A 26,537-nucleotide genomic window follows, 5' to 3' on the forward strand; every position below is an offset into this window, starting at 1 on the left:
AATGGCCACTCAAAACTCCTAACCGTTATGACAGCCCGACCGTTGAGGCCTTTGCTACAAAATGAACTGGGCCGGAAGCCTTACCGCGTACCTACATTCGGTGGAATTCGGCACCTCTACTTAAAGTTCATTTCTTGCCCGGTACCTAGTGAACCGTTACCATTTATCGCATATAGGGCGTGTCACTTCGGGGCCGCAACTCACCTGAGCGCTACAGTGCGCTTTTTTTATTTTCGTCTTAGGCGCATCGACTAAATCAATGAAATATAAGGATTCTATCCCGGTCATCGACCTCTTTGCCGGCCCGGGCGGACTCGGGGAGGGATTCTCTTCAATCGGTGGCCCTGAGAAGGGAGTACGTAAGTTTCAGCTACGTGTCTCGATCGAGAAAGATCCTGTCGCTCACGCGACTTTATCCCTCCGCGCATTGTTTCGCGCTTTTCCAAAAGGCGAAGCACCGGAGGCTTACTACCAATACGTCCGGGGCGAAATCACTCGTGAAGAGCTTTTCAAGCATCCGGACGTACCGGCAGAAGCAGTGGAGGCTGCACAAGAAGCTAAGCTCGCAGAGCTTGGTAAAATTTCGCCCGATGAGGTCGACAATTGGATCAGGGAAGCCCTGATAGACGCAGATGAATGGGTACTCATTGGCGGCCCGCCGTGCCAAGCATACTCAGTAGCAGGACGTGCCCGTCGAACACGCGAGAGCCAAGAGGAGTTTGAAAGCGACGAGAAGCACTTTCTCTACAAAGAGTATCTGCGGATTATTCGCGAGTTCAAACCGACGATCTTCGTCATGGAGAACGTGAAAGGCATACTGTCCTCGAAGCACAGCGGCTCGAACATTTTCCAGCAAATTCTCGAGGACCTCTCGACTCCTGGTGGCGATCTTTCGTACAACATCCGTTCCTTAGTCGTCCCTAAAGATGTGGAGAAACCAGATCCACATGACTTTGTCATTCAAGCGGAACGTCACGGTCTTCCTCAGGCTCGACACAGGGTTATCCTGCTTGGGGTTCGCTCTGACGTTGCCTCGAGCTGTCCTGCTCTATTAGAGCGTCCGCAAAAGCTTGTAATGGAACCCAGCAAAACGGTTTTCACAGTTGGGCAGGCTTTATCAGGACTCCCTCCAATACGGAGCAAAATTTCAAGGGGAGGAGATTCCCTCGAAGCCTGGCTCTCAGCCTTGGATGAGGCCAGCTCTATGCTTTTACGGCCCTATGTGGCTGGTTGGGGGGATTTAATAGATACCATGAAGGATGCGGCTGTTAAAGCACAGCGGCTGAAATCTAATGGCAGTGGATTCATACCCTGGAAAGTAGTTCCAGAAATGAGTGCCAAGCAACGTGAGTGGTTTCTCGACCCCAGACTGAATGGGGTGCTACAGCATGAGGCTCGGAGCCATATGCGCTCTGACCTGCATAGGTATATTTTTGCAGCAAGCTACGCACGGTTGAACGGCACCTCACCAAAAATACACCAATTCCCTGCCCAACTCCTGCCAGCTCATGAAAACGTGTCTTCCGATTCCGTTCCCTTTAGTGACCGTTTCAGAGTTCAAATGGAAGATGGTCCGTCTACCACAGTTGTCGCCCACATAGCTAAAGATGGTCATTACTACATTCACCCGGACCCAAGCCAGTGCCGCAGTTTGACTGTTCGCGAAGCCGCGCGACTGCAGACTTTTCCTGACAATTACTTCTTCGAGGGAAATAGAACACAGCAGTACACACAAATCGGAAACGCAGTCCCGCCGCTTCTTGCTAGAAAGATCGCAGCTGTTGTCGCTGAAATCATCGATTCCTATCGTTCAGGGAAAAACCGCCAAGCGTCACTTGGCATTTGATCGAACAAGACAGACTATCGAGCAGCGCAATCTGCGCCGGATAGTTTAAGGGGGGCAGTCAGCCCTTCCGCCCCGAAACTATCCGGCGAATTCTCAGCCAACCTCAGCCAATGAAAATTCGCGACTTACTAAGCCTGCGCATAGTTTTGAGCTTTCTGTCTGGGTCATGGGATGTCAGAGCGCCTCAGGAATATCTGCCAAGGGAGGAGAGAACGGTCGAGAGAACATTGCCTCTAGACACTCTGGACGCTTTGCCCATTCAGAGATCATCCTCCCATTTGCTGTCTCATGAAGACGATCATTGACCTCCCGAGCCCAAATTTCGATCTGCTTAACAAGCTGAGGAGAAATACCCTGTCTACTCCAGACACGCTCATGGTTAAAGGACTGGCCATAAGCTTGAGAAATTAATGCAACAGTGTAAGCCGCAACGTTCGCGAGAAACGCAGGCACTAATGGTCGCGCAGTCTTGTGGACAGCCTTGAATAACAGAGCTTTCGAGACAATAGCCTTAAAATAAGAAACATCCGGAGTAAAAACTGTACCTTTAGCTTCAACGTCAGTCATACCAGACATGAACCGGTCAAAGCACTTCTGTGCGCCAAGACTGACAACATCAGCTTGGCCATCCCACGCAGTAGAGTACTTTGCCAACTCAGTTTTTGTTATTTTCCTCGAGGTTGGTACAGACTCCCTCAGGGCGCGAAGCTTAGCTGGAGTGACACCTTCACGTGAGAGTAGAGTGTTGTAACTGCCCGCAGCCCTCTCGTAGAACCATCGGCCCATGCCATCAGGGCAATAGACCGAAAGCGATAACCGCTCAATATCAACATGGAATGGTTTATTGGCTGATAGATCTGATTGCCGCACAGCATTTTGACTGTTGGCATAGCGCGAAATATCGGAGACAAGAGCCTCCTCTTTTGCAGGATCTTGCTCTTTCATAACGATGATTTTGGCTGGAACGCGAACTTTGCTCAAATCCGTTTCTGCATATTTTTTCTTGGCGAAGAAAATTGAAGCTGTAGTTTGGCCACCATTAACGATTTGCATGCCACGCAACCAAGCGATGCCTGGTGATCCATCTGCGGTACGATCCAGCCGCATCTCATCAGCGACTAATACTATTCCGTTGTTATAGGCCATGAATCTTTCCGGGGCACTCCGCAAAGTATTCTGGAGTCCCGCATTCACGCCCTTGGCCTTCACGCTTAAGAATGAGCGCACATTGGCCTCAAGCAGGCGAGGTCCAAATTTTTCATAAACGAACCGAAGCGCCTCACCAGGGATTGCGGTAAGTGCATAGTCATAGTCCCCTGTTTCGCCTGGTACGAAAACGCACGGCAGTGGAGAACCTGACACCTCATTGAAGTCAACGACAAGCTCATCACGTGGCTTACCTTCAGAACGATGGCGAAAAAGTCGCTCAATATCCATGACTTCAAGCTTCACGTGCTTTCCGCCAACGTCTCGGGCTTTGAAGCTCTTCGACTTGGCTATACCGTCCGTAAGTACGTAAACACGTACCTGTTCAAGCCCGTCGTAAATTTCTCGAATCGTCAGCGCCAGGGAATGGACGTCACTTGACGGATCAAGCTTTTCGGCAATGCGACCAGCTGCACAGAGCTCCAAGAAGCGAACACATTGGGCCGCCGCTGTCTTGACGTCTTGATCGGGAATCGGGTTCAGGCTTTCGAAGCCTTCGTACAGACTTACGAACAGGTCAAGCTGGTCAGCGTCTTCAGACATGGCATAACCGCTCAAGCGCAAATTCGCATTTCCGACCTTCCCCTGAAAGTGGCAGACAACTGGGTCGAAAGTCATTCCCGCATCAACGAGATGCTGCATCACCACTTCGGAAAAAACGAGTTCACCAAAGGGGGGGCCGTCAGACATCAGCGTCGCTATCTCGCCCCGGGTCTCAGTGAAAAAATCATCAAGTGTCATCCATTTACTCCTAATAGTTTGAGAGCCGCCTCGAGATCCAACAGGAAGTCCCCAGCGTGGTCCAAATTGATTTCGTATAGGGCTCGCGTTACACCGACAGGGACGGTTCCTGTAGTCAACCGAGGGAAGCCCTCAGACACGGAGAAAACTCGCATTTCCTTCCGCTCGAACCTTCGGGTGTAATGCCTCGAGTGGATTTCGGTGTAACCGGCAACCATCAATCTATCTTTGAGGAAATCGACCGCTCCTGGCTCGCCGCCGAGGCGTTGCTCGGCCTCCGCAACAATTTCAGGGAGGGTGAGTCCATCATCCTCACGAGCGAACCGGACGGCAGCGAGAAAGAGTGGCGATGCCACCGAGTCGTCCAACTGTTCAAGGGAGGCTATCTTCACTGGGAAGCCAGACGAGGACATCGTCGCCTTTACCTCAATCGCTCCGTCACCCAACAGAAAATCCTGCAGAGCGTCGTCGGGCCCAACCCAGCCTCTGAGCACTTCCTCAGTCGAAATTCCCGAATCCATTAGAGCGACCATAAAGACGAGTTCGCCCACCAGACCAAGCTCCGCCTCGGGACTGAGAGGAACCGCCCCACGGGACATGAACTGCTGCCACATGCGAACCCTGCGCAACATTGTCCGCAAAACGGCATCCTCGCCCTCTCCAGTGGAAGCGTCCATGGCTCCGGCGACATCACCTACCATCTCTGAGAACAGCTCGGGGCTGCCGGACTCCTTGCGCGACAGGGCTATCCAAGTCTTGCCGTCGCCACGAGGATCCGCCCGGACGACCTCGAACCCCCTGCCCTCGGGCAGTCGTTCGGACGATCCTAGGCGGGCCGTCGGGAAGCGAACAAGAAGAGACTCTTCGTTGCCCGGGCAGCGCCGGGCCGCCATGAGTTCGCACTTACCGACGGAAGTCACTGCGATGCCAAGCCAGCCGCCCTCCTCCCCTCGACTCCCGGAGAGTGCGTCCCAAGCTGCGACGAACTCGTCAATCGGCCGGCGCATACTCAGTCTCCCAGAGCAAGTGATCCACTTCGTACTTGACGGTTGCCGTCGAGCGGCTCGCGGGAAAACTCACTCCGAAGCCAATGACCGGATGAGCGTCCACCGGAAGTCCTGCACCGCAAGGGTCAATGGGGTATATAAGTAGAAGGCCTCGCTCGGGATGGCCAAGGACTCCTTTCGCACCTAACCCTCGAACCTGTCGAACGAAGCCCCCGCTCGGGGCTTTAGGCGGCTCCTTGCCTGTCTCTTCCGTCCTTCGCGCAGGGTCCATCATCCTATCTTCGACTGTGAGATTCAGAGCGGCCATCCAAGCGTCCTCATCGAGATCGATCGACTCGTCTCTGGGTGATAGAAGGCGCCCGATGGAGTAATGCTCCCCTTTCGAACTTGGATTTTGGTTTCGAACAATCATGTTTCCTAGCGCATATTTTCCGCAGATTACGCAATCTGCTCCTTCGCTACCGCCTACAAGTGCAATGGTCCAAGACGTGAGCTCCCCCCTTCCTGCCATCACCTTCACGAAGTCGGCCAGCACGGCGCTGTTTACCTTCCGCGCGGCAGGGTGAGTCAGATACCCGGAGAAGAACTCGATCACGTGCTCGGCCGGAACGTTACTCCAGAGAAACCCCTTCCACTCTTGAGTGTTCTCGCCTCGCTTCCGGACGATTGAGCCGCTCTCCGCAGGAGTTCCAGCAGCGTCGAGGAGCCTCTCCATGACTACTAGATTCTTCTCGATGACAGAGGAGTCACGATGAAAGGCGACGGTCTCAAGTACCGATCCGCAGAAGGAGACTTGCAGACTCTTGGCGCTGCGCATCTTGATAGGCGAGGTAACCATAAGAACGGGGTGCGACTGAACCTTCATTCCGTAATTCTCGGGGGTGGCATGTACCTTAGCCATGGTGTCGAACTCTTGGCGAAGCTCCTCCGCTGCATCGGTGATGTGCCCGAACCACTCCACGAGGTCAGAGGTCGTATAGAGGCGGCAGATATCGAGGTATCCGGGACGGTAGCCGAACCAACGGCCCATCTGCATCAGGGTGTCGTACATCTTCGTGGTTCTCACGAAGTAACTGACGCAGAGCCCCTCGAGGGTCAGGCCTCGCGCGAGTTTGTCGCCGCCGACGGCGATGACCTTCAGCCCGGTCTCTTCGCGTTCCGCATAATCGAGGACGTCCCCCGCCGAACCATTGATCGCCCTGACGCTACTCGCCAAGTCTCCCAGAACATCCGCCAGAACAGCTTCTACGTCTTCCCATTCCGGGAGGTCGAACTCACCGCCCGTCTCACCCATGGCCGTTGCTACGGCGGCCGACGTCGGAGCGAAGTCGGAGTCCCAGAGCTCCCGCCACTCCGCCATTAACTTGTCTTTCTCGAAGCCGCGTTCTATCTGCTGGCGATAGCCCCTGACTAGATTCTCGACCTGGCGACGAACCTCCTCCTGAACGGCGGTGTAGCGAGTTACGTGAATCAACATCGAGCAGTGTCTGCGACCCTGTCCACGTAGGACCCGGACGGCGCAGACCAGAACGAAAGCCGAGACTGCCTCCCTAAGGGATGGGGGCACTTCGTCGCGCCCTTTGAACAGGGGAACGTGGTTCTTGTCGTGCCGAGGAGGCATCCAGCCGCCCTCTCCTGTCTCGGCCGCCTGATCGTCAACCTCGCGAGTCAAGGGTAGGCCTCCAGCTCTGCCCTCTGTCGCGCGCAGTCCAAAGACACGGGCAGGGCCGACGTAATTCGATGGTGCAGAGATGTTGATGATGAAAGACTGCGGGAACAAGTCAGCCCCCTCCTCCTTGGTCGCCTTGCGCCGATCAATGAAGATGTTAGCGAACGGCGTAGCGGTGTATCCCACATAGGCTTTTCGGGAGAAGGAGTGGAGGATTTTTCGGATGCGGCTATTGATGGCCTTCGGCTGGTATTCGTCGTCCACGGAGCCGTCCTTGCTTACCACTTGGTCCCCGGTATCGACCGAGGCGTGATCGGCCTCGTCGTCGATCAAAAGCAGAGGAAAGCCTGATACTAGCGGACGGCCGTCCGCGTCCTTAGAGTCCGCGACATGATTGCGAATCCATTTGAGGAGGCGATCTAGCACCGTCTTGTTCTTTTTGACGACGAATAGCCAAGGCCTCTGCTCCGGGGAGATAGCTAGGTGTTTCGCGACCTTAGTGTTGAAGTCGCCATTGTCCGAGCGGTTCGTCGCGCAGTTGGGGCGGATCTCGGAGTCGCGCCCGTTCTCGCCGACCCCGATGTAGCGTACGACGTCGTTCTTCGCCGAGGTCTCGTAGCCGAGGAAGCCCTCCTCTAGGCGAATCTGGGTCTGGGAACGCAGATTGTTATGGAGGCCGGCAAGCACAATGATGATCTTGTAGCCCGCGTCGGCCGCTTTGCAAATCAGCCCCGTGTAGTTACCCGTCTTACCGGACTGGACATGTCCGACGACGAGTCCGCGCCTGTCCCAGCCCTCCTCGCGAAGCGGGTCCTCAAGCAGTTCGAGGATTTTGTTGGTCGCATCGTCCAAGGCGTCCACAGCCTTGACAGAGATCTGGCTCTCAAGGAAATCGCGGTAGCGCTGCCAGTAGCGCCAGTCTTTTCTGCGGGCGGCGATAAGCCAGTCCTTATGACCAGTCTTGTCTGATAGCGTGGACGCTCCGCCGATCCAGAGGCTGAATCGACGAATGAGTTCTGCGACGGCCTTTTTCCGGTCAACGTTTTCGCCCGGGGCCATATGAGTCGCGACAAAGTCGACTTTCTCGGCGATGAGCGTGGGCGTGACCGAGCCCTTCTCCATAGCCTCAACCAAGAAGGTCTGAGTGACGCTGACGACTCGCTGAAATACCTTGTTCTGCTCTTCCGTCATCCTGCTTTCCCTTCGTCGGGTATCGCCGCGAGACTCGGAAGGGACGCGACGAGATTGGGGTAGTTCTGAAAAGGCTCCGTCAAGGACAGGGAAGTGACAGCCATCTCGGGGCTCATTCCTCGCCGCCCGACCATATCTCGAAAGAGCGTCAGAAGGACCGTTCTGACGCCATCGGGAGCCGTCTCGGGTTCTCCTGAAAAGCCGGTCTTTGGGGTATCCTTGTTTTCAGCTGTGTCGAGCCATATCCGCTGGACAGGCACTGTCTCCTCGACGACGCGTAACATGGCCCGAACAAGGTCAGCATTACCGCCAACCGCCTCAATTACCGCAGCAACCGCCGGATGCCTCTCGTCGATGCGGTACCGAACACCATCCTTGAGCCTATCGACACGCCATGCCTGGTGCTCAATCTTGAGCCCTCCCGGCCCGGGTATTGGCGTACCACGATAAGCAAAGACTCTTCTGGCTCTTTCTCTCGTATCCTCGGCCAACTTCGTAAGCCATGGACGCACGGTTACGGGAGGTCGAGCAGTGGACTTCTTGACGTCGATCTTCCAAGCGGAGTCGGCAGTATTAGGGATGTCCAACCTGATCCTGGCAAGCCGGTGAGGCTCCTCTCGGTTCCATGCGCGTCCCTGCCCAATCCCAAGCCATCCGCCTGCCAGAAGCAAACGATGGTTTCGATATACGTAAAATCCTTGTTGAGAGGTCCACCCTTCTGCTCCCCCCGCCCTACGGAATTCCTCTTCGGAAAGCCGATCTTTGTGTGGTAGAACATGACATTGGGCCTCCACGATGCCTGATGGCGTGATGATTCGGGCGACTGGAGAATGCCAAGGCTTCGCAGGGTGCCCTGTCATAAAGGGATCCCACGGACTAACCAACTTGTCGTTGAGGAACAGCCGGAAAGTCGGGCTCGCCCCTTCTAACAGGCGATGGAAAACCATTGCCAGACGTAGCTCCACATCGTCTACCAAGTCGGCAAAGTGGTCGAGGGTATAGCCAGGCGTGACAATTCGATCCAACTGCTCCCAGAGGACTATTGTTCCGGAGTGAAGTGCATCGGCTGGCTTAACGAAAGCTTCAGAGCCTCGCGCCGCCCCTTCAAACATCCTCCAGCCAACATCCGTCGATGCCGCAATGGCATCGAGATCCCAACGCAGGCAGGAAACTGGACCATTCATCCGTTTAGACGCAACAGTGAGACAGCGACATTGAGAGAAGGAAGCGGTTTTTAAGCCCATCCCAAATCGCCCGAGATCACTAGGCGCACGGTCATCGAGGGGACTCTTAGCCCCAAGAGTCATTGCTGCCTCTAACTCAGAGTCGTCCATGCCTCGCCCGTTGTCCAAGATGGAAATCCGACTTCTCTCACCATCCCAAGCGAACGTCACATGAATTTCTGATGCTCCGGCGGAAACACCATTGTCAATCACATCAGCTAAAGCTGCGGCGGTCGAATATCCGAGGCCACGTAGGGCTTCCAGCATCGCGCCAGCTCGCGGCGGGGCATACCTGGTGCGTTCGTTCATTTGACGTAAGTAGTTCCAGAAAGAAGTGTGAAACCGATATCAACCATCCGGCGAGCTACTTTACTAACCCGAGCATCCGGCTGTGCTGGCAGTAATACGTGAATTCGGCCATCACCAGAAGGTTGCTCTTCAACGCGAAGGCCAAGAGCCCTAGCTTCTTCTAGAAGATCGAATAAACGTCGCTCGTGAGGAATGACACTTGTCTCCGCAGGAGGCTCGGACAAAGCAGACTCATCTAAGACCTGATGAACGTTCTCCAAACCCTTAGCTACCGATTGACGAGGCTCACCTGCACCGTGTTGCTTGGCACATTCAGTTGTGACCGCCCCTGGCTGGTCCCCTGAGGACAGGGACTGTTTTGCCTCAAAGTAGTCGCCCACATACAAGGCTAACTTTTCCATTCTTATCGGATGGCATAGCTTTCTAAGTGCCTTCGATTCGATTTGTCGAATACGCTCACGAGTGACATCAAATAGGGACCCAATCTCTTCCAAGGTCATGGCGTCATCATGACCCAAGCCAAAACGGAGAGTGATAACCTTGGCCGAACGTTCGTCAAGTTCTCCAATCATGTCTAACAAAATTGCCCGTAAGGAAGCGTTTTCTGCTGCAATCGCCGGGTCTGATGGTTCCTCCTCCAAGAGGATATCGAGCAAGGAGGTTGTGGAGCCTCCAAAGCGTTCGTCCAAACTGCTGACCTTCTCGAATACGGTCAAAAGAAGCTTGAGCTTATCGAGGGCTATCCCCGTTCGATGGGATGTTTCACGTTCGCTTTCAGCCCCCCCCATCTGAAACTCAAACTTATCCCGCTCACGTAAAATACTCCTTGCCAAGTCTTGCATGTGAACGGGAACACGGACCGCTCGCTCCTGATTAGCAATTGCACGCGAAATTTGCTGGCGAATCCACCATGTCGCATAAGTGGAAAACCTGAACCCTTTGCGCCAGTCGAAGCGTTCGACCGCCCTCATCAAACCTATGTTGCCTTCCTGCACAAGATCATCAAAAGGAAGCTCAGACCATCGATACTTATTGGCTATAGAAAGCACCAAGCGAAGGTTGGAAAGAATCATCCTTTCCCGCGCCGCTTCCTGGCGTCGAATCGCAGAAGAGAAGCCTGCACCTGCCAAATCACAATCTGCCTTTCTCGAAAGCTCGATGAGAAAAACTCGGGAAAGATTGGCGGCGGCAAGCGCATCACGGACTTTCAAGGAGTCATTGCCGGCAGAACGTGCAGCTGAAACTGCAGAGACAAAGGTTGCTGCGACCGAATCGAGTCCGAATTCATCGTCCTCGTACTCAACTTCCTCACGGGAAGGTGTCTCACTTGAGTTCTCGTTACCTTCACCTTCGCCAACAAGATCATCTCGAGAGGTGAACGCCTCATGACTTGCTTCCCCGCGAGCTACCTTGTCGGCAGCTTCAAAAACGACACCAAGGCCCAAGGACCAACAAGAGAGCGCATCCAGCGCCTGTCCCCTTGCGCCCTCCATCTCCCGACCTAAAGCGATTTCCTCTGCTGCCTGTAGTAGGTCTTTTTTCAACCCCTTTGCGTAAAACCTCAGCGGCTCGTTGCGACCTGATGCCAGGTCTTCTACGAACTCTAAGGCATCTGATAACCTCAACTCTTCATCAGTTGTCGGCTCGAGAAGATCCGACTGCTCGGCCAATCCCGTCCACTCATCGATCACAACGCCGAGATCGCCTAAAACGAAAGTCAGAAGACGTTCAGCGTCTTCATTGCGGGTGATGTCAGCGCCTAGACATACATCGATAAGAGCTGTCTCGGATACTGTACCTTCGCGCAGTCCCCGGAAGAGCAGGCCACGGATGCCCCCGCCATCATCACTCGCTAAGGGAAGAGCCCTTTCTGGAAGAAACAGATCGACATCGTCCCATTCCACATCGGTGTCGATCGCCTTGTGCCGACCTATCGTTCCTTGAAGTGCGCTGATTTCTTCAGCTACGGTTATGTCCCCCTCTGGGGCAACCGCTTCGGACTCCGCCACCCAGTCACCTTCGAATCCCCAATCGAGTGGCTCGTCGTCAAGGTCGATCAGATTTGGGTGCGCCTCCGCCTCGGCGGCCACGACGATATACTCGCCAATTCGGGTGCAAGGCTGCTCCTCACAGATAGCGGGCTCAAGAGCTGGGAGGGTGTCGAACACAGCTACTTCTTCATCGAACTGAGACGCCACCTCAGCCTTTTCATCCTCCGCGTCGTGATACGACGATTCGCTCAAGAAGGGGGGATGAAAAGACTCCATCGTCCGCACGTCGGTCTGAGGCGAATCTTCACCGCTTACGTCGTTTTCATTTACTTGCCCAGAAAAACCAAGAGCCTCTCTCAACAGAGCGATGCATTGGCCACACTCACCCTTCTCCGCGTATTGGAGAGCGTTCCTGCCTTCGGGGTCGAGAAGCTCCGGCTTTGCGCCAGCAGCCAGAAGCAACTGCACAATGCCCTTTTTCCTTCGGCCAGAGGCCAGCATCAGAGGAGTAGCACCTCCAGCGTCGCGGGCGTTGAGGTCGTCGCCCCGCGCGATGTGAAGTTTGACTGCAACCTCGACACCAGCAATGGTTGCCATGCGTAGCAGAGGGTTCAGCTTAGCCACGGAGCGCCCCACATACCCATGCGTAAGCCTCATAAGTCGCTTCGGTAACAACGACTCGAGAAATGAGTTGACTGCATACATCTATTTTCAGGGGCGACTCCTTGTCCATGTTTCACTCCTTTAAGACTTGCGAAACCATGGGCAACCTCAAAGCTGGCGTGACCTTAATGACAAAGTGATTGAATGTGAGCCTTTGAGAAATCACTTATCTTGATATGTCATCAATAAATTTGCAGTGGCGCAATGCCATTCACAATATCTACTTGTCAGAAGCACGTAAAGGACAGAGGAGCCCAAGGTAACAACCTGGCCGTGGTTCAAGAAAACTCTGAGTGAGGGCAACGCGTGTCGGTATCGTCGCGCCGGAGAGATTGCTGCATGGTGCACATGAATCCAGACTTTATAGGGGATCATCGTGAGCTAGCGGTGTGAGCGAGTTTCGGCAAAGAAAAAGCTAAAATCGAGTGAGGTAGTACCGAAAAAAGTCGAGTTAATGAACAAGCCAGGACGCATGCGTTGAGTGCAGACATAGTTTCCCCACAACACCGCTCCAAGATCATGTCGATGATCAAAGGCAAGAACACGCAGCCGGAAATGGTCGTGCGATCGGTGTGTCATGAAATGGGGCTTCGCTATCGTCTGCATAGGAAGGATCTGCCCGGAAAACCTGACTTGGTGTTCCCCAAATACCGGTTGTGCATATTCGTCCACGGCTGCTTTTGGCACAGACATCCTAGCTGCAAATATGCGTATACGCCCAAGAGTAGGCTGGACTTTTGGCTACCAAAACTGGCGAAGAACGTAGAGAGAGATGTTGATGTACAGCAGGCGCTAGTCAAGCAGGGATGGAGAGTGGCGATCATTTGGGAATGCCACACCAAAAACAGAGGGTTCCTACGCACTGAAATCCGAAAGATATTCGGATTGAGTGCTTGAGCCCTCAAGCTAGCGGTTGAAAAGTCATGACCGATTTTGAACTGTTGACCACGCTGCGTTGAACCTCTAGGCTTTCAATTCGGCGCCTAAGAAACGCCCCAACCAGAGCGGCCCTCCGCACCCGACAGTCATGCGGCTTTTTTTCGTCTGCGGTTTCTCTACGCCTGCGAGAAAATCCCCGTTATGTCGGGAGTGGGCGAATACAAGACCCGAAAGGGGAATATGTCCGGCCCGTCTCTGGTGGGTTTCTTAGCTCCCGACACCCTTAACGAATGCCCTAAGAAAGCAGCCAGAGGTAAAGGAAATGCCTGACCATCCAACCTTCAAGATGAAGGTGCATCGCCGTACCCACAGATCCAGCCACGCGCTTCCATTTCAGGAGGCCCGCCATGCCTGAATCACTCAAACCCACCGTTTTCACTCGTCACAACGTCCACCTGCATGCTCTTCTTTTGGAGAACCAAGCCTGGTTCTGCGCGCATGATCTCGGGCGGCTGATGGGTAAACACCTTGATGAGCGCATGACGCGCAAGCTCGATGCGGACCAGAGGCAATTAATGTTCGTTGACCTCTTTGGCGCAGTTAAAGAGCGTTTGATGGTGAGCGAGTCAGGTGTGTATGCGTTGTTGATTTATCACTACTGCCCTGAGAATCGGTTGTTGCGAGAGTGGCTCACTCATCAGGTGGTGCCTGCGCTGCGTGATGCGCGGCCGTCGCGAATGGTGGAGCGCCCGACATTGAGTGTGCTTGATTGGCCGAAGATGTCGCTCTGTATGTTGCATTGGCAGGATGAGCCGTGGATTCGGTTGCGGGATATGCCGTGTGTGTTGGCGGATGATCCTTTCAATCGTCGTGAATCCTGGTGGCGGAAGGCATCACGGGTAATGCGTGGATACTGATTGTCTACACACTTAAAAAGTTGGCTGCCTGAGTTTCAGGCAGCCAACTTTTTCCGGGGGGCAGTCGTCAATCCGCACAACTCGGTTTTCCTGATGCTCTCGAGTTGCAGTATTTGGGGCCGCTTCGCAGCCCAACGGGGGCAAGCCCCCTCACCACAGGGTTGGTGGTTGGCTTGGTTGCTGCGTTGGTCTTGCGAATCGCGAGGCTCGCTCCCACAGGGGATTCGCAGAATTCGGTTTGTCTGATACTCCGGACTACGTTCGCACGTGAAATAACCACATACACGGCGGGCTCCTACAGCGCAAAAAAATACTTCTTGTAACTACCGTTGTAGGAAATGGGTTGTTCGTTATTGCGAAAATTCCTATTCGTTCATTTTGGCTATGCCATTGGATTGCGTTCAGCAAGCGTCCCACCGTCTTATTCGTCGTCGCCCAATATTCTCTCTGCTCAGCGCTTCTGCCGAGATGAGAAGGAAAGGCAACTCAAACCGATGACGATAAGGAAGTTGCAAATGAATGCACCTGTGCACCCCTTGTATACCAACGAAGTCTCCGCTGAATTTCTTCGCAGTCTTGACGCCCCCCACTTTACTGAAGAGCGGCTTGCGCACTTTTGTGACGAAGCTCTGGCGGTTGTTCGCCAGCAGCAGGCTTACGTAGAAGCTCATCCCGCTCGCGCCGTTTATCGCTTCGCAACCGAAGGCAGCCAAACCCGCGACGGCGGGGTAGTCCAGCAAGCGACATCGCCGCTGGAGTTCACCCTGGAGAGTGGCCGGAGCGTACGTGCGGCACAGAAAGGCGACTACGTTCTGTACGCCGATGGGCGTATGGCGCAGATCGTCACGGGCGCGGGACAAGAAAATAGCGATGTGGCGCTGGTCGGCAGCCGTCTCTGCAATGGCGACGAGGTCATCAACACACTACAAGGCGGTTGTTTGTTGGTGGGGCGTGAAGGTGTACCGATGGCCGAGGACTTTCTGCCTTCCATCAAGGAGGAAGAACATCAATGAACGAAGGACATTTCATTGGTCTGCATGACAAGACCACCTGTGGCGGCAAGGTCCTGGATGGCCATACCGGCGTCATGATGTACGGCATCGCCCATGCCCGCGAAGGTGATCGGGTCACCTGTGGCAAGGACGGCAAGACCTATAAGATCGTCGGTGGCATTTCCTACATGATCAGTCATGGCAAAGCCGTGGCGGGCACGCTGGACAGCCACAGCGATTGCCCCTGCAAGGCCCGGTTGATCCCCTCGGTGGTCACGGCCACCTATCGCAGCGCTAATTCTGCACCGCGAACGGGCAGGAGCGTTGTGCAACCCGTTTCCAGTGCTGCAACCAGTCAACCGGCCGCGCCACGTCAGCCTGGTTTCGCCCCTTCGAACCCTCCAGCGCCTGCGATATTCGCCCGCGCGGAACCTCAAGAACCGGGCTTCTATGTGGTGCCCAAAAGCATGACCCGGGAGGCATTGGAGGGCACGCTGTTCGCCACGCCCGATGCTGCCGTGATGCGCAAGTTTCGAGCGCTCAATCCTGAGCAAGGCGATATCAAGGCCGGCTCGTTGATTGTGCTGGGCGACCCGAACAACACCTCCTGCACCTACCAGGAAGCGCAGCTGATGCAGGCCGCGCAGCAGGTCAAATCGGCACTCGATCCCCTGACGCCGGAAGAAGCCGAATTCATGTTCCGCCACGCGGCGGAAATCGCCAGTTTTATCGGCGATACTTCGACCTGGCTTGGCGTCGGCGCGGTGGTGATGGAGAAACACCTGGCCCGACTGCGTGACACCCTGCAAGCCATGGAGCGCCTGCATCAGGACAGCTATCGTCAGCACGGCCACCTCAAATCGCCGCAGTTTTTCGCCGAACGCCAGCGCCTGCTCGCACAACTGGACGCCCACCTGCTGAACTCCACTCGCCTGCGTGGCCAGACCACCCTGGGTGATCACCCCAAGTTGAAGACGGCCCTCGGCATTTCCAGTCGTAGTCTGGTGCACCACTGGGACAAGGCTGGAGCACCGGGGCAGATACCGGGGTATGCCACTCATGTGGAGACAACCAGTCGGGCTGCCAAGTACATGAGCACCGGTGGTTACATCGGTATTGGTATTGGCGGGGTTTCTTCATTGCTGGCTATTCAGGAGGTTTGTGTTGGTGACTCTGGAGCGGCTTGCGAGAGGGTCCGTTTTACAGAAGGAGGAAAGTTTGTTGGATCCACCGTTGGTGGCGCTCTGGGTGCAAGGATAGCCCAATCTGCCAGCGGTCCAATCTGCCTGGCGCTTGGGGCTACAGGAGTTGGTGGGGTTGCCTGCGTTGCGACCGTGATAGGGATTGGCGCATGGGTGGGTACGACTGACGTAGGTGAAGGCGGTGAGAAAGTTGGTGAGATTTTGTACGAAAAAACACAGCCATGATGGGTGAGGACTTTTGGTCGTCTTGGTTTGCTTTCTGGCTTCTGGCCGGCCCAATCTTGCTGGGCTATATAAGTATTGCATTTACTCTGTACCTCAGCCGTCGTCATCTGGATGCCATGATGGAGGCCTTGCAGAACAGTCGCTACATCTACATTTGGGGGCCGGGCCTGCGGAATCAGGGTTGGTTTGGGGGCTTCATATTGATTAGTAAAATTGCCGGCATGATGATGTGGCCGAGGGCGTATATCCGCATCGGAGATATGGACCCTATCGATGTCGCAAACTTCCCTCCTCATCTCAAACGACTTCTGCAAATCGATGCGGTGATGCTTTTTGGTAGCGCAATTTGGGCATTAGCTGGATATGTGCTGATGAAGTTTGAGTAGATTTATGGGCGATCCCCCCAAACTAAAAACGATCCTCGGCATCTTCAGCCGCAGTATGGTGCACCACTGGAACAAGGCCGGTGCGCCGAGGCAGATACCGGGTTATGCGACTCATGTGAATGCGGTCAGTCGAGCTGCCAAGTACATGAGCACCGGTGGTTACATCGGTATTGGTATTGGCGGGGTTTCTTCATTGCTGGCTATTCAGGAGGTTTGTGTTGGTGACTCTGGAGCGGCTTGCGAGAAGGTCAGGTTCACCGAAGGGGGGAAATTTGCTGGGTCTACTGTTGGTGGAATTATCGGTGGTGAGATAGGCAAATATACAAGTGGCCCTGTCTGCTTGGCGCTTGGATTCTCTACAGGCGTGGGAGGAGTTATCTGTGTGGCAACAGTAATTGGTGTTGGCGCATGGGTGGGTACGACCAGAGGTGCTCAACGGGGAGAGGTCATCGGCGAGACACTGTATGAGGCTGCTCAGCCTTGATCAGCAATTGGCCTGTCTGGGCGGTTCTCGTTTTCAATGGCGGGCCACTGCTATTGGGAGTTGCGGGTATCGCGTACTCCCTTTATTTGGGCCGTCATCTGGACGCCATGATGGAAGCCCTGAAAAACAGTCGTTATATCTACATCTGGGGGCCGGGCCTGCGGAATCAGGGATGGTTTGGGTGCCTCATGCTGGTAGCAAAAATCGCCGGGATGGTGATGATGCCCAAAGCATCAATCCGGATTGGTGAGCTGGACCCCGTGGATATTAAAAACTTCCCTCCGTACCTTAAGCGTCTTCTTAAAATCAAAGCAGTGATGTTGGTTGGTAGCGGTGTTTGGCTGTTGGTTGCATCTCTGCTAGTGGAATTCAGATTATAGGATGGACGAATACTCCAAGCTAAAGACGGCCCTCGGCATTTCCAGTCGAAGCCTGGTGGACCTCTGTGACAAGACTGGGACACTGGGCAAGGGAAATTAAAGCAGGACTACAAAATTCGAACGGCACCGGAAGGTGCCGTTTTTTCACCGGCTGCAAAGCAGTCGTAAATCCGCAAAACTCGATTTGTCTGATGCTCCCAAGTTTCAGCATTTGGGGCCGCTTCGCAGCCCAACGGGGGCAAGCCTCCTCGCCACAAGGTTGGTGCCTGACTTAATTACAGCGTTAGTATTGCGAATTGCGAGCAAGCTCACTCCCACAAGGGATCTGCGGTGGTGGGTTTAGAAACATTAGTTCACCCTTACAAAAATCCGCTGCCTGAATTACAGGCAGCGGATTTTTTGTTCTGAGTGCAAATCGTCAATCCGCACAATTCGGATTGCCTGATGCTTCCGAGTTGCAGCATTTGGGGCCGCTTCGCAGCCCAACGGGGGCAAGCCCCCTCGCCACAAGGTTGGTGTCTGGCTTGGTTGCTACATTGCTCTTGCGAATCGCGAGCAAGCTCGCTCCCACAGGGAATCTGCGTCGGTTTGGGAAACATCAATTCAGCAAGCGCCTCATAGACGGCCCTCAAACCCATCGACTAAATCATCGGGTGCCTTGTCGAAATCCGCAGACATCCAAATTGCCCCCTTCAACCGCCCAGGCACTCGAGCCGGAGGTGTATCAACATGGGGCAGCAGAACCAAGTAAGGCTTACCGTTTTTGGTAATCACTACGTTGTCGCCATTCCATGCACGCTCGGCAAGTTGGGAAAGCTGTGATTTGGCTTCGCGCATGTTCACTTTTACCCGCTCAGTCATTTGGCACCTCCATGGAGTTAGCCAAACTAGCCGAAGCCGTAGCTTTTCGATAGGCCAGCCCCCTCACCTCCCCAACCCACTAATCCGCCAAGGACACACCGCCGCCCTAACCCCACTCGGCCCTACAATCTCTGGCGTCTGCCCCAACGACCTCGCACTCAACACACTCCCCACCCGCTCAATCAACTGATCAAACCCCAACGTCGCATCCTCCTGGTGCAACTTACGCAGCTGTTCAACCAGGGCATAGGTGAACGCGCCGTAGTGGTTGGAGCCCGCCACATATTCGCTGGCCTTTTCGTTTTCCCGCGCGGCATAGAGCATCAGCGGCATGTACGGGCCGTGGTGGCCGTAGAGTTTTCCCTGACGCAGCAGTTGGGCTTTTTTCTCGGGGCGAAGGCCGGTGGCGGCGCCTTGGGTGGTGCGGGTGCGGGTGAGGCCGCGGGTTTTGTTGTCTTGTTCGCTGAAGTCGCGGCGGTCGCTGTCGACGGCGTAGACGCGGCGGTCCCAGTCGCCGGCGTAGGGGTCCCAGCGCAGCATGCGGTGGCGGATGTCGCTGGGTGGGGTGATGCCGCGCACGCGGCCGTTGCCGCGGGTCATGCCGCCGGCGTAGCAGCAGTCGAACATGACGGTGAGTTTGGCGCCGTGGCCGTCCGGGTCGAATGGCAGGTGGCTGTAGAACTGGCGGAACAGTTTGTCGGTGAAGTGGGTGCTTTCGTCGTCCCAGTCGAAGTCGTGGAGCACCAGGGTTTCGTCCATGCAGTCGGCTTCGCCGCTGCTGCTGTAGACCGGCAGTTGCGTGCCGTGGCCGGAGTAGAACAATACGCGCTCGTCCCCGGCGCGGGCACCTTCCACCAGCCATTCGAGGCGCTCGACGAAGTTGGCCCGGGTCGCTCGGGCGTCGTGCAGCAATCGGATGTCGCCGGCGTCGTAGCCGCTTTCCTGGAGCATGCGGCTGATCAGGTAGGTGTCGTTGATGCAGCCGTCGAGGCGTGCGCTCGGGTCGAGGTAATCGTTGATGCCGACCACCAGGGCGCGACGTTTGCGTTGGCCGCTGCGGGACAGGAACGCCGGCACTTCCAGTGCCCGTGCAGCCACCACATCGCGGGCCAGTTGCGGCCACAGGCCGGTCTGGCTGGTGGGTGACGACAAGTAGGCCTGGGCGGCGTGATTGAGGTCGAGCAGGTCATCGCGCAATGGCAAAGTGAATTCGGTTTGCAGGTCGACTCGTGCGGAATCCGGCGAGGTGATCGGCCGGGTCAGCAATCCATCGTTGGGGTTGTAGAGGTGGAACCAGCGGCGGATGCCTCGGCCGTTTTCACTCAGGCGCAGGACCCGCCCGCCCCACACTTCGCGCATCACCAGCGGCAGTGCGATCGGTGAGCCGAAACTGACGAACACTCGGCCATCGATGCGCTTGAGTGCCGAACCTTTTTTCGCCACCGAACGGCGCAGGGCGTCGTAGCCGATCAGGCTGCCCAGGCCTTGGGCGAAGATGATCTGTGGATTGAATGCCTCGATCTTCGCCAGCAGATGTTGAGTCAACTCAGTACGCAATTCGGCGTCTTCGATCCATTGCACGGTGGCGCCCACCGTGGTGCGCAACATCTGGTTGACCGGCAGGCCCCAACTGCCGAGATTCTCGTCGGCCTTGCCCCTGGCGTCGGCCCTCAGCATCGCCAGGCCTCGGGTGATCTGGGCGAAGTCCGGCCCCTCTTTGAGCTGCTCATCGAAAGTCAGAAAGTCGATGTCCTGGTCATCGATGAGGCGACCGTTCTGTGCCAGTTGAGTACGGATCAAGGTGCACCATTGTTCCTGCCAGTTCCCATCGACGCCGCCCTGCCCCTGGCTGGCCGGCGTGAACCCCACACCGGGCAGGCACAGGATGCGCAGCCGTGTTGGCGCGACTTCCGCTCCCGGCTCGACCAAGGCTTTGCTGGCCGGCGCCGCCACCGGAGGCACCGTTTGCCCTTGAGCGGTGACCATCAAATCCTGCAGGCGCCGCAGTTTCGCCTCCAGGCTGTCCGCACTGGGCGCGGCCGGCGTGAGTGCCGCCTGACCCGGATCAGCCAGGGCGCGGCTGCGATTGCCGAGAAAACCGCTGACCCATTGGGCGCTGCTCTTCCAGATCTGCTCCGGATCAAGGCCGTCGAGGTAACCGGTGGCGCTGTCCACCACCTGCCGACTCTGGGTCGCCAGTTCGGACTCGATCAAGGGCAACCCGGCGCGACTCGGCACCACGGTGGCCGTCAACTTTGGCGCAGCCGATACGCCCGGTGCAGTGCGCCAGATGGGCGCATGGCCGAAGTGCTGCGCGGCAACCACCCGTGGGCCGAGGGCGCTGCGTGGCAATTTGAAGTGATCGCAAAGAAAGGCCAGCAAACTGGTGTGATCGTAGTGCTGCGCCTGGACATCGCCCGTCCAGGGGATCAAGCCCGGCTTGAGCCACGGCGAAGCCAGGATCGCCGGTACACGCACGCCGAGGCGGGTGAAGGGATTTTTCCAGGGGACATCGACCGTTGAACCGGTCGCCACGCAAGTCGGCGGCACCACGTGGTCATGGAAACCGCCATGCTCGTCGTACAGCAGCACGAACAGGGTTTTGTTCCAGACAGCGGTGTTGGCCGACAAGGCGTTGAATACCTCACCGACAAACTGATCGCCAAAGCGCAGGTCTTCAGGTGGATGATGCGACACGTTTGGCCCGAGCTTGCCGTTGAGCAGGCCATAGCTCGGCTCGATCCAGGACAGTTCAGGGAGTTTGTTACCGGCGACGTCCGACTTGAAGTCGTCGATGCTCAGGTGCTGCAAACCACCCTTGACCAGCGCCGCCAGCGGCACGGCGCCGTCGGAATAAATGCGCGCGTCGTGGCCGTTGTTGCGCAGCAGCGAAAAAATACTCTCGCCGCCGAACTGTGCGATCAGGCTTTTGATGCCGGCCAGTACCGTGCCGGTGGACGGCATCAGCAGGTGACCATTGCAACTGCCGAGCATGGCAAAAAAACGGTTCGGCCAGGTCGGGCCTGGCACCGAGGAAAACCAGCGGTCGCACACGGTGAAGTTACGCGCCAATCCGTGGATGGCCGGCAGCGTATCCTTCGCGGGCGTAGCGCCGAACGGGATGTAGTTCATTGCCCGTTGGGCCATGGACTGCGACCAGGTTTTGTAGACTTTCAGGTCGGTGCGGGCCTTGTCGTAGGCGTCCTGGGCAAAACCATTGAGCGTGGGGTTGGCCGGGCTGGTCTTGAAGGAGACGCCCAGTTGTTTCTCTACGTTGACGAACTCGTGGCCAAGGTCAAAACCCTCGCTGTTGCTCGGCGGCAGCGCCGGAGGCAGAGGGGGCGGCGGCGCCCACAGGCTGTAGTTCTCCGGGAACTCCGATGCCTGGGTGATCACCGTCGAATTGCCATTGGCCAGCTTCAGCGGGTTGGTGCTGGGCGCTTTGCGGTTGATACCGTCACACGCGGGATTGATGCTTGTGTAATCCCCCAGCAAATGGTCGAACGAACGGTTTTCCATCATCAACACAACAACGTGCTCAATCCCGGCGGGCCAGTTGTTCGGCATAGTGCGCTCCTTGCTGTGAAGTCTCGATGTCGACCTCTCGGGTTTCACGGCAATCAAGGCTTGGACGGCGGGAGAGTCCACTTGGCCCGGCACTTGCCCATGAGGCATGCGGCGATTCGATCTGCCAGACAACGCTAGTCAGGCGATGGGGGCTTGTCCAATGACGGGCGAGGGTTGAGGCGACGAACGTGAATCAACAGGTGCGCTATCACAGGCCTTTCTTCTTCAACCGACCAGGCTCGTGCAAGCGAGCGGTATCGACATGATGGAGCAGATCAACATAAGGCGTGCCGCCATTAACGATCACAACCTTATCGCCCTGACATGCGCGTTCCGCGAGTTGGGAGTTGGCTTCGCGCATATTTACTTGTTCCTGCTCAGCCATATGGCACCTCCGCAGAGATAGCCAAGGTAGCTGAAACCTAATATTTCAAAAAGTAAGGCGCTAATTCAACCGACGTAAAAATGACTTTAAATCCCCATGCTGCAGTTCAAAAAGGTCCGGATCGGACGAGTAACGCCGTCGCACTTTACTCGAATTGCCATGGTCTGCTGCCCGCACAAAAACAAATGCACCGAACAAATCGGAGCGCTTTTTTTCATCACCATCAGAGCGCTTTCGCACAGCCTGAAACGCTGATCTATTTTGTGCCCATAGTAAAATCAGAAACTTCCTACAAGCAAGAAAGTTGACTCCCCACATCAAAATTAATACCTTCTTTCGCACTTCTCTGGGAAAGCGCCGCCGCCAACCATTTCACATTAACTCACAACAAAAACAAAAAGTGCAATTCGAGTGCTGTGTAAAATATTAAGCCACTTAATCCAATTCGACCGCTCGACACATTCACTAATCTAATTTAAATCCAAGCAAAACTCAGCCACTTATTTTTCATGCCTACCCACGAACTTGAGGGACCGATTTCTTTTGTTAAAAATCAACAATACAACCAAAAGAAATACCAAAACAATGTGCCTAGGGGCATGAACTGGAGCAGTGGAGCATACCGCCCTATGCAAACTTCGGGAAATTTTCAAATCAAGAAAATTTACACACTGACATCAACCATCAATTTCACGGATCGACACCATGGCAACTTTAGTCAAAAAAATAATTCTTACCAACCAAGAAAAACAACAAATTCGTGGCCTGCTCGATGAGATCATCCAGGTCCCTACGATGACGAACCAGTACAACTTCATCGAAAAGGCAGCCCTGTACGCTCAGGAACTTCCGCGAAGAATCCGCCAGGAATTCTATGATTTCAAGCGCAACGAGGAACTTGCGGCGCTCTTAATTTCCGGCAGTCCGGTGCTTCTTGATGGCGCAGGTCCAAGTCCCTCCAGGTATATTGAGTTAGATAATGACTACCGTTTAAATGACGCCAAAATTATGCATGGATTATATGGATCACTGCTTGGCGAGGGAGTCGGATTTACTTCGCAACGCTGTGGCAGCCCTTATAACAATATTATTCCACTTAAAGAACTTAGCAATGTTTCAAACTCGAGTAGCGGATCTGCCCTCGACTTTGGATTTCACGTGGAAGATGCTTTTCACCCCGCACGTGCCGAATACTTGGGACTCGTCTGCATGCGTAATAATGAACGTGCTGCGACCACTATTTCGTGCATCGACGGCATAAAACTTAGTGCAGAGGAGAAACAAATACTATTTGAGCCGAGGTTTAAAATCTCTCACAATCCGATCCACAACACTACTGACATAGTAGAAGAAATCTCCCAACCCATCCTGTTCGGTCACAGCAACGCGCCATATGTCAAGATTAATGCTGCCGCATTAAATATTGATGAGTATGATGGCATCGAACGTCAAGCTTTAGAAAAACTTCTACGTCACTTTGCAGAGAACCGCAATGCAGTCATGCTCGAAGCTACGGATTGCTTTTTCATAGATAATTACCGTTGCGTCCACGCACGAGACTCATTCAAGGCAAACTACGGCGACGGTGCTCGATGGCTCGCAAGAGTAGTATTCGCTTCGAGCCTGAGAAAATCGCGCGAAATGCGAAGCTCGGTAGAAACTCGCGCCATCAATGCGTAAGGGGAATGTCGATGGACGCCCACAACTCAACATTAGCAACCACCCCGAAATTCTGGCTAGGCGACGAGACGGCGTTTGATGGTGCGCAGCTTTTTAACTCTAATCGCCCGATTGTCGTGTTCGATTCAGGTGTGGGTGGCTTAACAGTAGCACGGCAACTGGAAAAGTTAATTCCCGACGCAAATATTCTATATGTGGCGGATAACGATTGGTTCCCTTACGGTAACAAGACTGGACCTGCGGTAGCTCAACGGGTCCAACAGTTGTTCGATGAACTTTGTACGCAGGTAAGCCCGTCAGCGATAGTCGTAGCGTGTAACACTGCTTCAATCGCGATAATAGAGAACGGCCTCGACCAGTTTAGGCACAATTGCTTTTTTGTCACACCACCGATAGATGAAGCGCTTGAAACCTCCGAAAACAAAAATATTGTTTTGCTTGCTACTCCCAGCACGCTTGAAAGCAGGCACATCATTCAGAAGATAACCAAAGCTAAAATGCGCGCAAGAATATGGCCAATCGCGACCCAAGCGCTAGTAACACTATCTGAGACTAAATTAGCAGGAGAGGACACAAGTTTCGATGGCTTTGCTGAACTGATCGATAATCACCTTACAAAAGAACAGCGATTATCAGTCGACACAGTTATTCTAGGCTGCACTCACTTCCCTCACTTGATCGATGACTTGCGCAAGATCTTTCCAACTGCTGGAAACTGGATTGATCCCGCCAAAAAGCTTGCTTCGCAGGTAGCATCTTTAACGACAAAAAAAGCAGTACCCATTAATTCCCCGTTTAAAATCACCACATTCACAAGCAAGCACGGACTGACCAAATACCACAAGGCATTTTCGAATAACGGATTCAGTATAATGCCATCCTTCAATAGAGATACAATTTTACAACCAAATTAGCCATCCGAGCATTTAGTTACATTGCACTGCACTGTTCTCTACGCAACTAGGCCCTGTACATTTTACTCTTCACACAGTATAGCCCTACCCAGTCTTTTCAAGAATGGAGATCAAGTATATGAAATTTTTTACCAAGGAGTATCGGTGGGTAATTTTAACTGTAGCCACTTTAGCTCAAGCGTGCGCCTGCTTCTTTGTACAAGGATTTGGAGCCATTGCAATACATGTAAAAACTGAAATGGCCCTCAGCAACTGGCAGATAGGAATACTAGTATCAGCAGCACAGTTCATTCCTCTTATTGGACTTTTGGTCGCTGGCGAGTTGCTGGACAAGTACAGCGAACGGTTTGTTGTAGGAATGGGAACGGTGATCGTCGGAGTCGCATTGTGCGGAGCAGCGTTGGCTAATTCTTATATAGAGCTGCTTATACTTCTTACAATATTGGGCCTTGGGTACAGCACTGCTCAGCCTGGAGGAAGCAAATCAGTATCCAATTGGTTTGCAGGTAATCAGTTAGGATTCGCAATGGGAATCCGACAAGCTGGATTACCACTTGGCGGCGCAATGGCAGCACTACTGCTTCCATTTATTGCTACCCGCTACTCGATTCAAGCAGCCTTCCTAACGGGAGGTATGGTCGCCTTGTTTGGCGCTACTCTATTTATGCTGCTATATAAGTCTCCTGAGCGACAACTCTGCCCCCAAAAAAAACAAGTCGACTTAAGGTCAGCGATTGCATCACGACTTTTGATGGCAAAGGACCCATCCATGAGAAACATTATGCTGTCGGGCGCTAGCCTTACCGCTTCGCAGTACGCCATCTCAGTTTTTCTTGTCTTGTACCTTCATACTTCGCTTGGACTTGATAGCTTCGTTGCGACAACGATGTTCTTTGTAGTGCTTGGGGCTGGCATAACTGGAAGAATTGTACTTGCAGCGTGGAGCGACCGTTGCAAGGCTGGTAGATACTTCCCTGTGTTGACTTGTTTGGGTGCAGTTACTGTATTTCTAACACTACTGCCACTTTTGGAAACCAAAAACCTGGCGATCGTCAGTGTATTTATGGCTCTGACAGGATTTTTCGCATATGGGTGGTACGGCCCTTGGGTGGCTTATGTAGCCGAGACCGCTCCCGCTGATCGCAAGGGCTTTGCTCTTGGAATGGCGATGACAGCTAATCAGATTTCCGTCGTATTGGTGCCACCAATTATTGGTCTGTCAAGAGACAGCCTCGGAACCTTTGCTTATGGCTGGGGGGTATTGGCAATAATCTCTGCCATTGTGTTGTTTATTACCAGCAAGAGAAAAAAGGAAATAGTAATGGCCTCTGGATAGTTTTGTTTAACGCTCGCATGCTGCTGAAGATCAATGCACGGCGCATTACGTTTCCTTCTTCAACAGGTTCGAGTATCTATAGGACAATTAGGAGCTAATTTGCTGGGGCAAGATCGAGGGTCACGCGCCGAGCTTTCGTATCGATTCCGAACAGAAGGTCTGGTTCAAGCAAGCAGATCAGGTGAAGAAGAAGCTTTTAACGGTCAACGGAGTGTGTCTGCTCCGTTTGAAAAGTCGGGCAGTCCGTTTCTTGAGGTTCACCACGTTAAGCATTTGGCACAGGAAGGTTCAGACCGTCCGAGCAATGCTGTAGCGCTATGCCCGAACTGTCATCGGCGTTGTCATCATTCGAGTGATCGGGATGAGTTCACAGCGTTGCTTTATGAAAAGGTTGGGCGATTGATTCCCGAATAGTCGGACAAGCTGGATTCTGTGGCGAGGGAGCTTGTCGGATCGCCGCACCGTCCCGTTCGGCTGCGGAGC

The 26,537-nt window shown here is 54.4% G+C and carries 19 protein-coding genes and 1 pseudogene; 12 read left to right on the plus strand and 8 right to left on the minus strand.

Translation table 11 applies throughout. The features are described from left to right. Positions 1-259: 259 nt before the first annotated feature. The gene (locus tag AC3IT6_RS22525; RefSeq protein ID WP_489352885.1) at positions 260-1,846 is read left to right on the plus strand and encodes a DNA cytosine methyltransferase; all 1,587 of its coding nucleotides are present in this window, start codon (positions 260-262) and stop codon (positions 1,844-1,846) included. 174 nt (positions 1,847-2,020) lie between these two features. Here AC3IT6_RS22525 and AC3IT6_RS22530 read toward each other — a convergent pair whose 3' ends face one another. From AC3IT6_RS22530 to AC3IT6_RS22550, 5 genes are read right to left on the minus strand one after another with little or no spacing between them, the layout of a single operon-like run. Next, a complete protein-coding gene (locus AC3IT6_RS22530) occupies positions 2,021-3,793 on the minus strand; it encodes an AIPR family protein (protein WP_489352887.1) in 1,773 nt (590 codons plus the stop codon). Further along, positions 3,790-4,800: a PD-(D/E)XK motif protein gene (locus AC3IT6_RS22535; protein WP_489352889.1), complete on the minus strand. Its 1,011-nt coding sequence runs from the start codon at positions 4,798-4,800 to the stop codon at positions 3,790-3,792. Before AC3IT6_RS22535 ends, AC3IT6_RS22530 begins: the two co-directional genes overlap by 4 nt. Further along, the gene (locus tag AC3IT6_RS22540) at positions 4,784-7,660 is read right to left on the minus strand and encodes a Z1 domain-containing protein (protein WP_489352891.1); all 2,877 of its coding nucleotides are present in this window, start codon (positions 7,658-7,660) and stop codon (positions 4,784-4,786) included. The genes AC3IT6_RS22535 and AC3IT6_RS22540 overlap by 17 nt, the downstream gene beginning before the upstream one ends. Then, positions 7,657-9,150: an ATP-binding protein gene (locus tag AC3IT6_RS22545; protein WP_489352893.1), complete on the minus strand. Its 1,494-nt coding sequence runs from the start codon at positions 9,148-9,150 to the stop codon at positions 7,657-7,659. Before AC3IT6_RS22545 ends, AC3IT6_RS22540 begins: the two co-directional genes overlap by 4 nt. A 38-nt stretch (positions 9,151-9,188) precedes the next feature. Next, positions 9,189-11,807: a sigma-70 family RNA polymerase sigma factor gene (locus tag AC3IT6_RS22550; protein ID WP_489352895.1), complete on the minus strand. Its 2,619-nt coding sequence runs from the start codon at positions 11,805-11,807 to the stop codon at positions 9,189-9,191. Between the two features lie 564 nt (positions 11,808-12,371). Here AC3IT6_RS22550 and AC3IT6_RS22555 point away from each other — a divergent pair. The 7 genes from AC3IT6_RS22555 to AC3IT6_RS22585 all read left to right on the plus strand — a co-directional run bounded on the left by AC3IT6_RS22555 (position 12,372) and on the right by AC3IT6_RS22585 (position 17,311). Continuing rightward, positions 12,372-12,743 (plus strand): very short patch repair endonuclease, encoded by a 372-nt coding sequence (locus AC3IT6_RS22555; RefSeq protein WP_489352897.1) that lies wholly within the window; start codon positions 12,372-12,374, stop codon positions 12,741-12,743. A 389-nt stretch (positions 12,744-13,132) separates the two neighbouring features. Further along, on the plus strand, positions 13,133-13,642 hold the full coding sequence (locus tag AC3IT6_RS22560; protein WP_489352899.1) for a BRO-N domain-containing protein: 510 nt from the start codon (positions 13,133-13,135) through the stop codon (positions 13,640-13,642). 515 nt (positions 13,643-14,157) lie between these two features. Then, positions 14,158-14,655, plus strand: a complete 498-nt coding sequence (locus AC3IT6_RS22565) for a hypothetical protein (protein WP_489352901.1) — start codon at positions 14,158-14,160, stop codon at positions 14,653-14,655. Continuing rightward, on the plus strand, positions 14,652-16,061 hold the full coding sequence (locus AC3IT6_RS22570; RefSeq protein WP_489352903.1) for a PAAR domain-containing protein: 1,410 nt from the start codon (positions 14,652-14,654) through the stop codon (positions 16,059-16,061). Before AC3IT6_RS22565 ends, AC3IT6_RS22570 begins: the two co-directional genes overlap by 4 nt. After that, complete coding sequence (locus tag AC3IT6_RS22575) at positions 16,058-16,447, plus strand: hypothetical protein (RefSeq protein ID WP_489352905.1); 390 nt, start codon at positions 16,058-16,060, stop codon at positions 16,445-16,447. Before AC3IT6_RS22570 ends, AC3IT6_RS22575 begins: the two co-directional genes overlap by 4 nt. A 4-nt stretch (positions 16,448-16,451) precedes the next feature. Next, positions 16,452-16,931 carry a hypothetical protein gene (locus AC3IT6_RS22580; RefSeq protein WP_489352907.1) on the plus strand — a complete coding sequence of 160 codons (480 nt, stop codon included), beginning with the start codon at positions 16,452-16,454 and terminating at the stop codon, positions 16,929-16,931. A 110-nt stretch (positions 16,932-17,041) separates the two neighbouring features. Continuing rightward, complete coding sequence (locus AC3IT6_RS22585; protein WP_489352909.1) at positions 17,042-17,311, plus strand: hypothetical protein; 270 nt, start codon at positions 17,042-17,044, stop codon at positions 17,309-17,311. Between the two features lie 615 nt (positions 17,312-17,926). On the opposite strand, the gene AC3IT6_RS22590 is transcribed toward AC3IT6_RS22585, so the two are convergent. The 3 genes from AC3IT6_RS22590 to AC3IT6_RS22600 all read right to left on the minus strand — a co-directional run bounded on the left by AC3IT6_RS22590 (position 17,927) and on the right by AC3IT6_RS22600 (position 22,124). Beyond that, positions 17,927-18,172: a type II toxin-antitoxin system Phd/YefM family antitoxin gene (locus AC3IT6_RS22590; protein WP_489352911.1), complete on the minus strand. Its 246-nt coding sequence runs from the start codon at positions 18,170-18,172 to the stop codon at positions 17,927-17,929. A gap of 63 nt (positions 18,173-18,235) precedes the next feature. Continuing rightward, the gene (locus AC3IT6_RS22595; RefSeq protein ID WP_489352913.1) at positions 18,236-21,739 is read right to left on the minus strand and encodes an alkaline phosphatase family protein; all 3,504 of its coding nucleotides are present in this window, start codon (positions 21,737-21,739) and stop codon (positions 18,236-18,238) included. 208 nt (positions 21,740-21,947) lie between these two features. Next, entirely contained in the window at positions 21,948-22,124 is a 177-nt protein-coding gene (locus tag AC3IT6_RS22600; RefSeq protein WP_489352915.1) for a type II toxin-antitoxin system Phd/YefM family antitoxin, read from the minus strand. A 705-nt stretch (positions 22,125-22,829) separates the two neighbouring features. Between AC3IT6_RS22600 and AC3IT6_RS22605 the strand changes: the two genes are divergently transcribed. From AC3IT6_RS22605 to AC3IT6_RS22620, 4 genes and pseudogenes are all read left to right on the plus strand, one after another. Continuing rightward, a complete protein-coding gene (locus tag AC3IT6_RS22605) occupies positions 22,830-23,804 on the plus strand; it encodes a TauD/TfdA family dioxygenase (RefSeq protein ID WP_489352917.1) in 975 nt (324 codons plus the stop codon). Between the two features lie 11 nt (positions 23,805-23,815). Beyond that, positions 23,816-24,718, plus strand: a complete 903-nt coding sequence (murI, locus tag AC3IT6_RS22610; RefSeq protein ID WP_489352919.1) for a glutamate racemase — start codon at positions 23,816-23,818, stop codon at positions 24,716-24,718. 118 nt (positions 24,719-24,836) lie between these two features. Then, entirely contained in the window at positions 24,837-26,054 is a 1,218-nt protein-coding gene (locus AC3IT6_RS22615; protein WP_489352921.1) for an MFS transporter, read from the plus strand. 216 nt (positions 26,055-26,270) lie between these two features. Further along, positions 26,271-26,468 (plus strand): annotated as a pseudogene (locus AC3IT6_RS22620) (HNH endonuclease); the annotation flags it as partial. Between the last annotated feature and the right edge of the window lie 69 nt (positions 26,469-26,537).

This window comes from Pseudomonas sp. KH_017 (genome assembly GCF_057840285.1).

Excerpts from the sequence above, each read along its gene's own strand:
- AC3IT6_RS22575 (WP_489352905.1), top strand. The coding sequence starts at position 16,058 with ATGATGGGTGAGGACTTTTGGTCGTCTTGGTTTGCTTTCTGGCTTCTG.
- AC3IT6_RS22540 (WP_489352891.1), bottom strand. The coding sequence starts at position 7,660 with ATGACGGAAGAGCAGAACAAGGTATTTCAGCGAGTCGTCAGCGTCACT.
- AC3IT6_RS22585 (WP_489352909.1), top strand. The coding sequence starts at position 17,042 with ATGGAAGCCCTGAAAAACAGTCGTTATATCTACATCTGGGGGCCGGGC.
- AC3IT6_RS22570 (WP_489352903.1), top strand. The coding sequence starts at position 14,652 with ATGAACGAAGGACATTTCATTGGTCTGCATGACAAGACCACCTGTGGC.
- AC3IT6_RS22555 (WP_489352897.1), top strand. The coding sequence starts at position 12,372 with ATGATCAAAGGCAAGAACACGCAGCCGGAAATGGTCGTGCGATCGGTG.
- AC3IT6_RS22565 (WP_489352901.1), top strand. The coding sequence starts at position 14,158 with ATGAATGCACCTGTGCACCCCTTGTATACCAACGAAGTCTCCGCTGAA.
- AC3IT6_RS22600 (WP_489352915.1), bottom strand. The coding sequence starts at position 22,124 with ATGGCTGAGCAGGAACAAGTAAATATGCGCGAAGCCAACTCCCAACTC.
- AC3IT6_RS22525 (WP_489352885.1), top strand. The coding sequence starts at position 260 with ATGAAATATAAGGATTCTATCCCGGTCATCGACCTCTTTGCCGGCCCG.
- murI (WP_489352919.1), top strand. The coding sequence starts at position 23,816 with ATGGACGCCCACAACTCAACATTAGCAACCACCCCGAAATTCTGGCTA.
- AC3IT6_RS22590 (WP_489352911.1), bottom strand. The coding sequence starts at position 18,172 with ATGACTGAGCGGGTAAAAGTGAACATGCGCGAAGCCAAATCACAGCTT.
- AC3IT6_RS22560 (WP_489352899.1), top strand. The coding sequence starts at position 13,133 with ATGCCTGAATCACTCAAACCCACCGTTTTCACTCGTCACAACGTCCAC.
- AC3IT6_RS22530 (WP_489352887.1), bottom strand. The coding sequence starts at position 3,793 with ATGACACTTGATGATTTTTTCACTGAGACCCGGGGCGAGATAGCGACG.
- AC3IT6_RS22605 (WP_489352917.1), top strand. The coding sequence starts at position 22,830 with ATGGCAACTTTAGTCAAAAAAATAATTCTTACCAACCAAGAAAAACAA.
- AC3IT6_RS22615 (WP_489352921.1), top strand. The coding sequence starts at position 24,837 with ATGAAATTTTTTACCAAGGAGTATCGGTGGGTAATTTTAACTGTAGCC.
- AC3IT6_RS22545 (WP_489352893.1), bottom strand. The coding sequence starts at position 9,150 with ATGCTGGAAGCCCTACGTGGCCTCGGATATTCGACCGCCGCAGCTTTA.
- AC3IT6_RS22580 (WP_489352907.1), top strand. The coding sequence starts at position 16,452 with ATGGGCGATCCCCCCAAACTAAAAACGATCCTCGGCATCTTCAGCCGC.
- AC3IT6_RS22535 (WP_489352889.1), bottom strand. The coding sequence starts at position 4,800 with ATGCGCCGGCCGATTGACGAGTTCGTCGCAGCTTGGGACGCACTCTCC.
- AC3IT6_RS22595 (WP_489352913.1), bottom strand. The coding sequence starts at position 21,739 with ATGCCGAACAACTGGCCCGCCGGGATTGAGCACGTTGTTGTGTTGATG.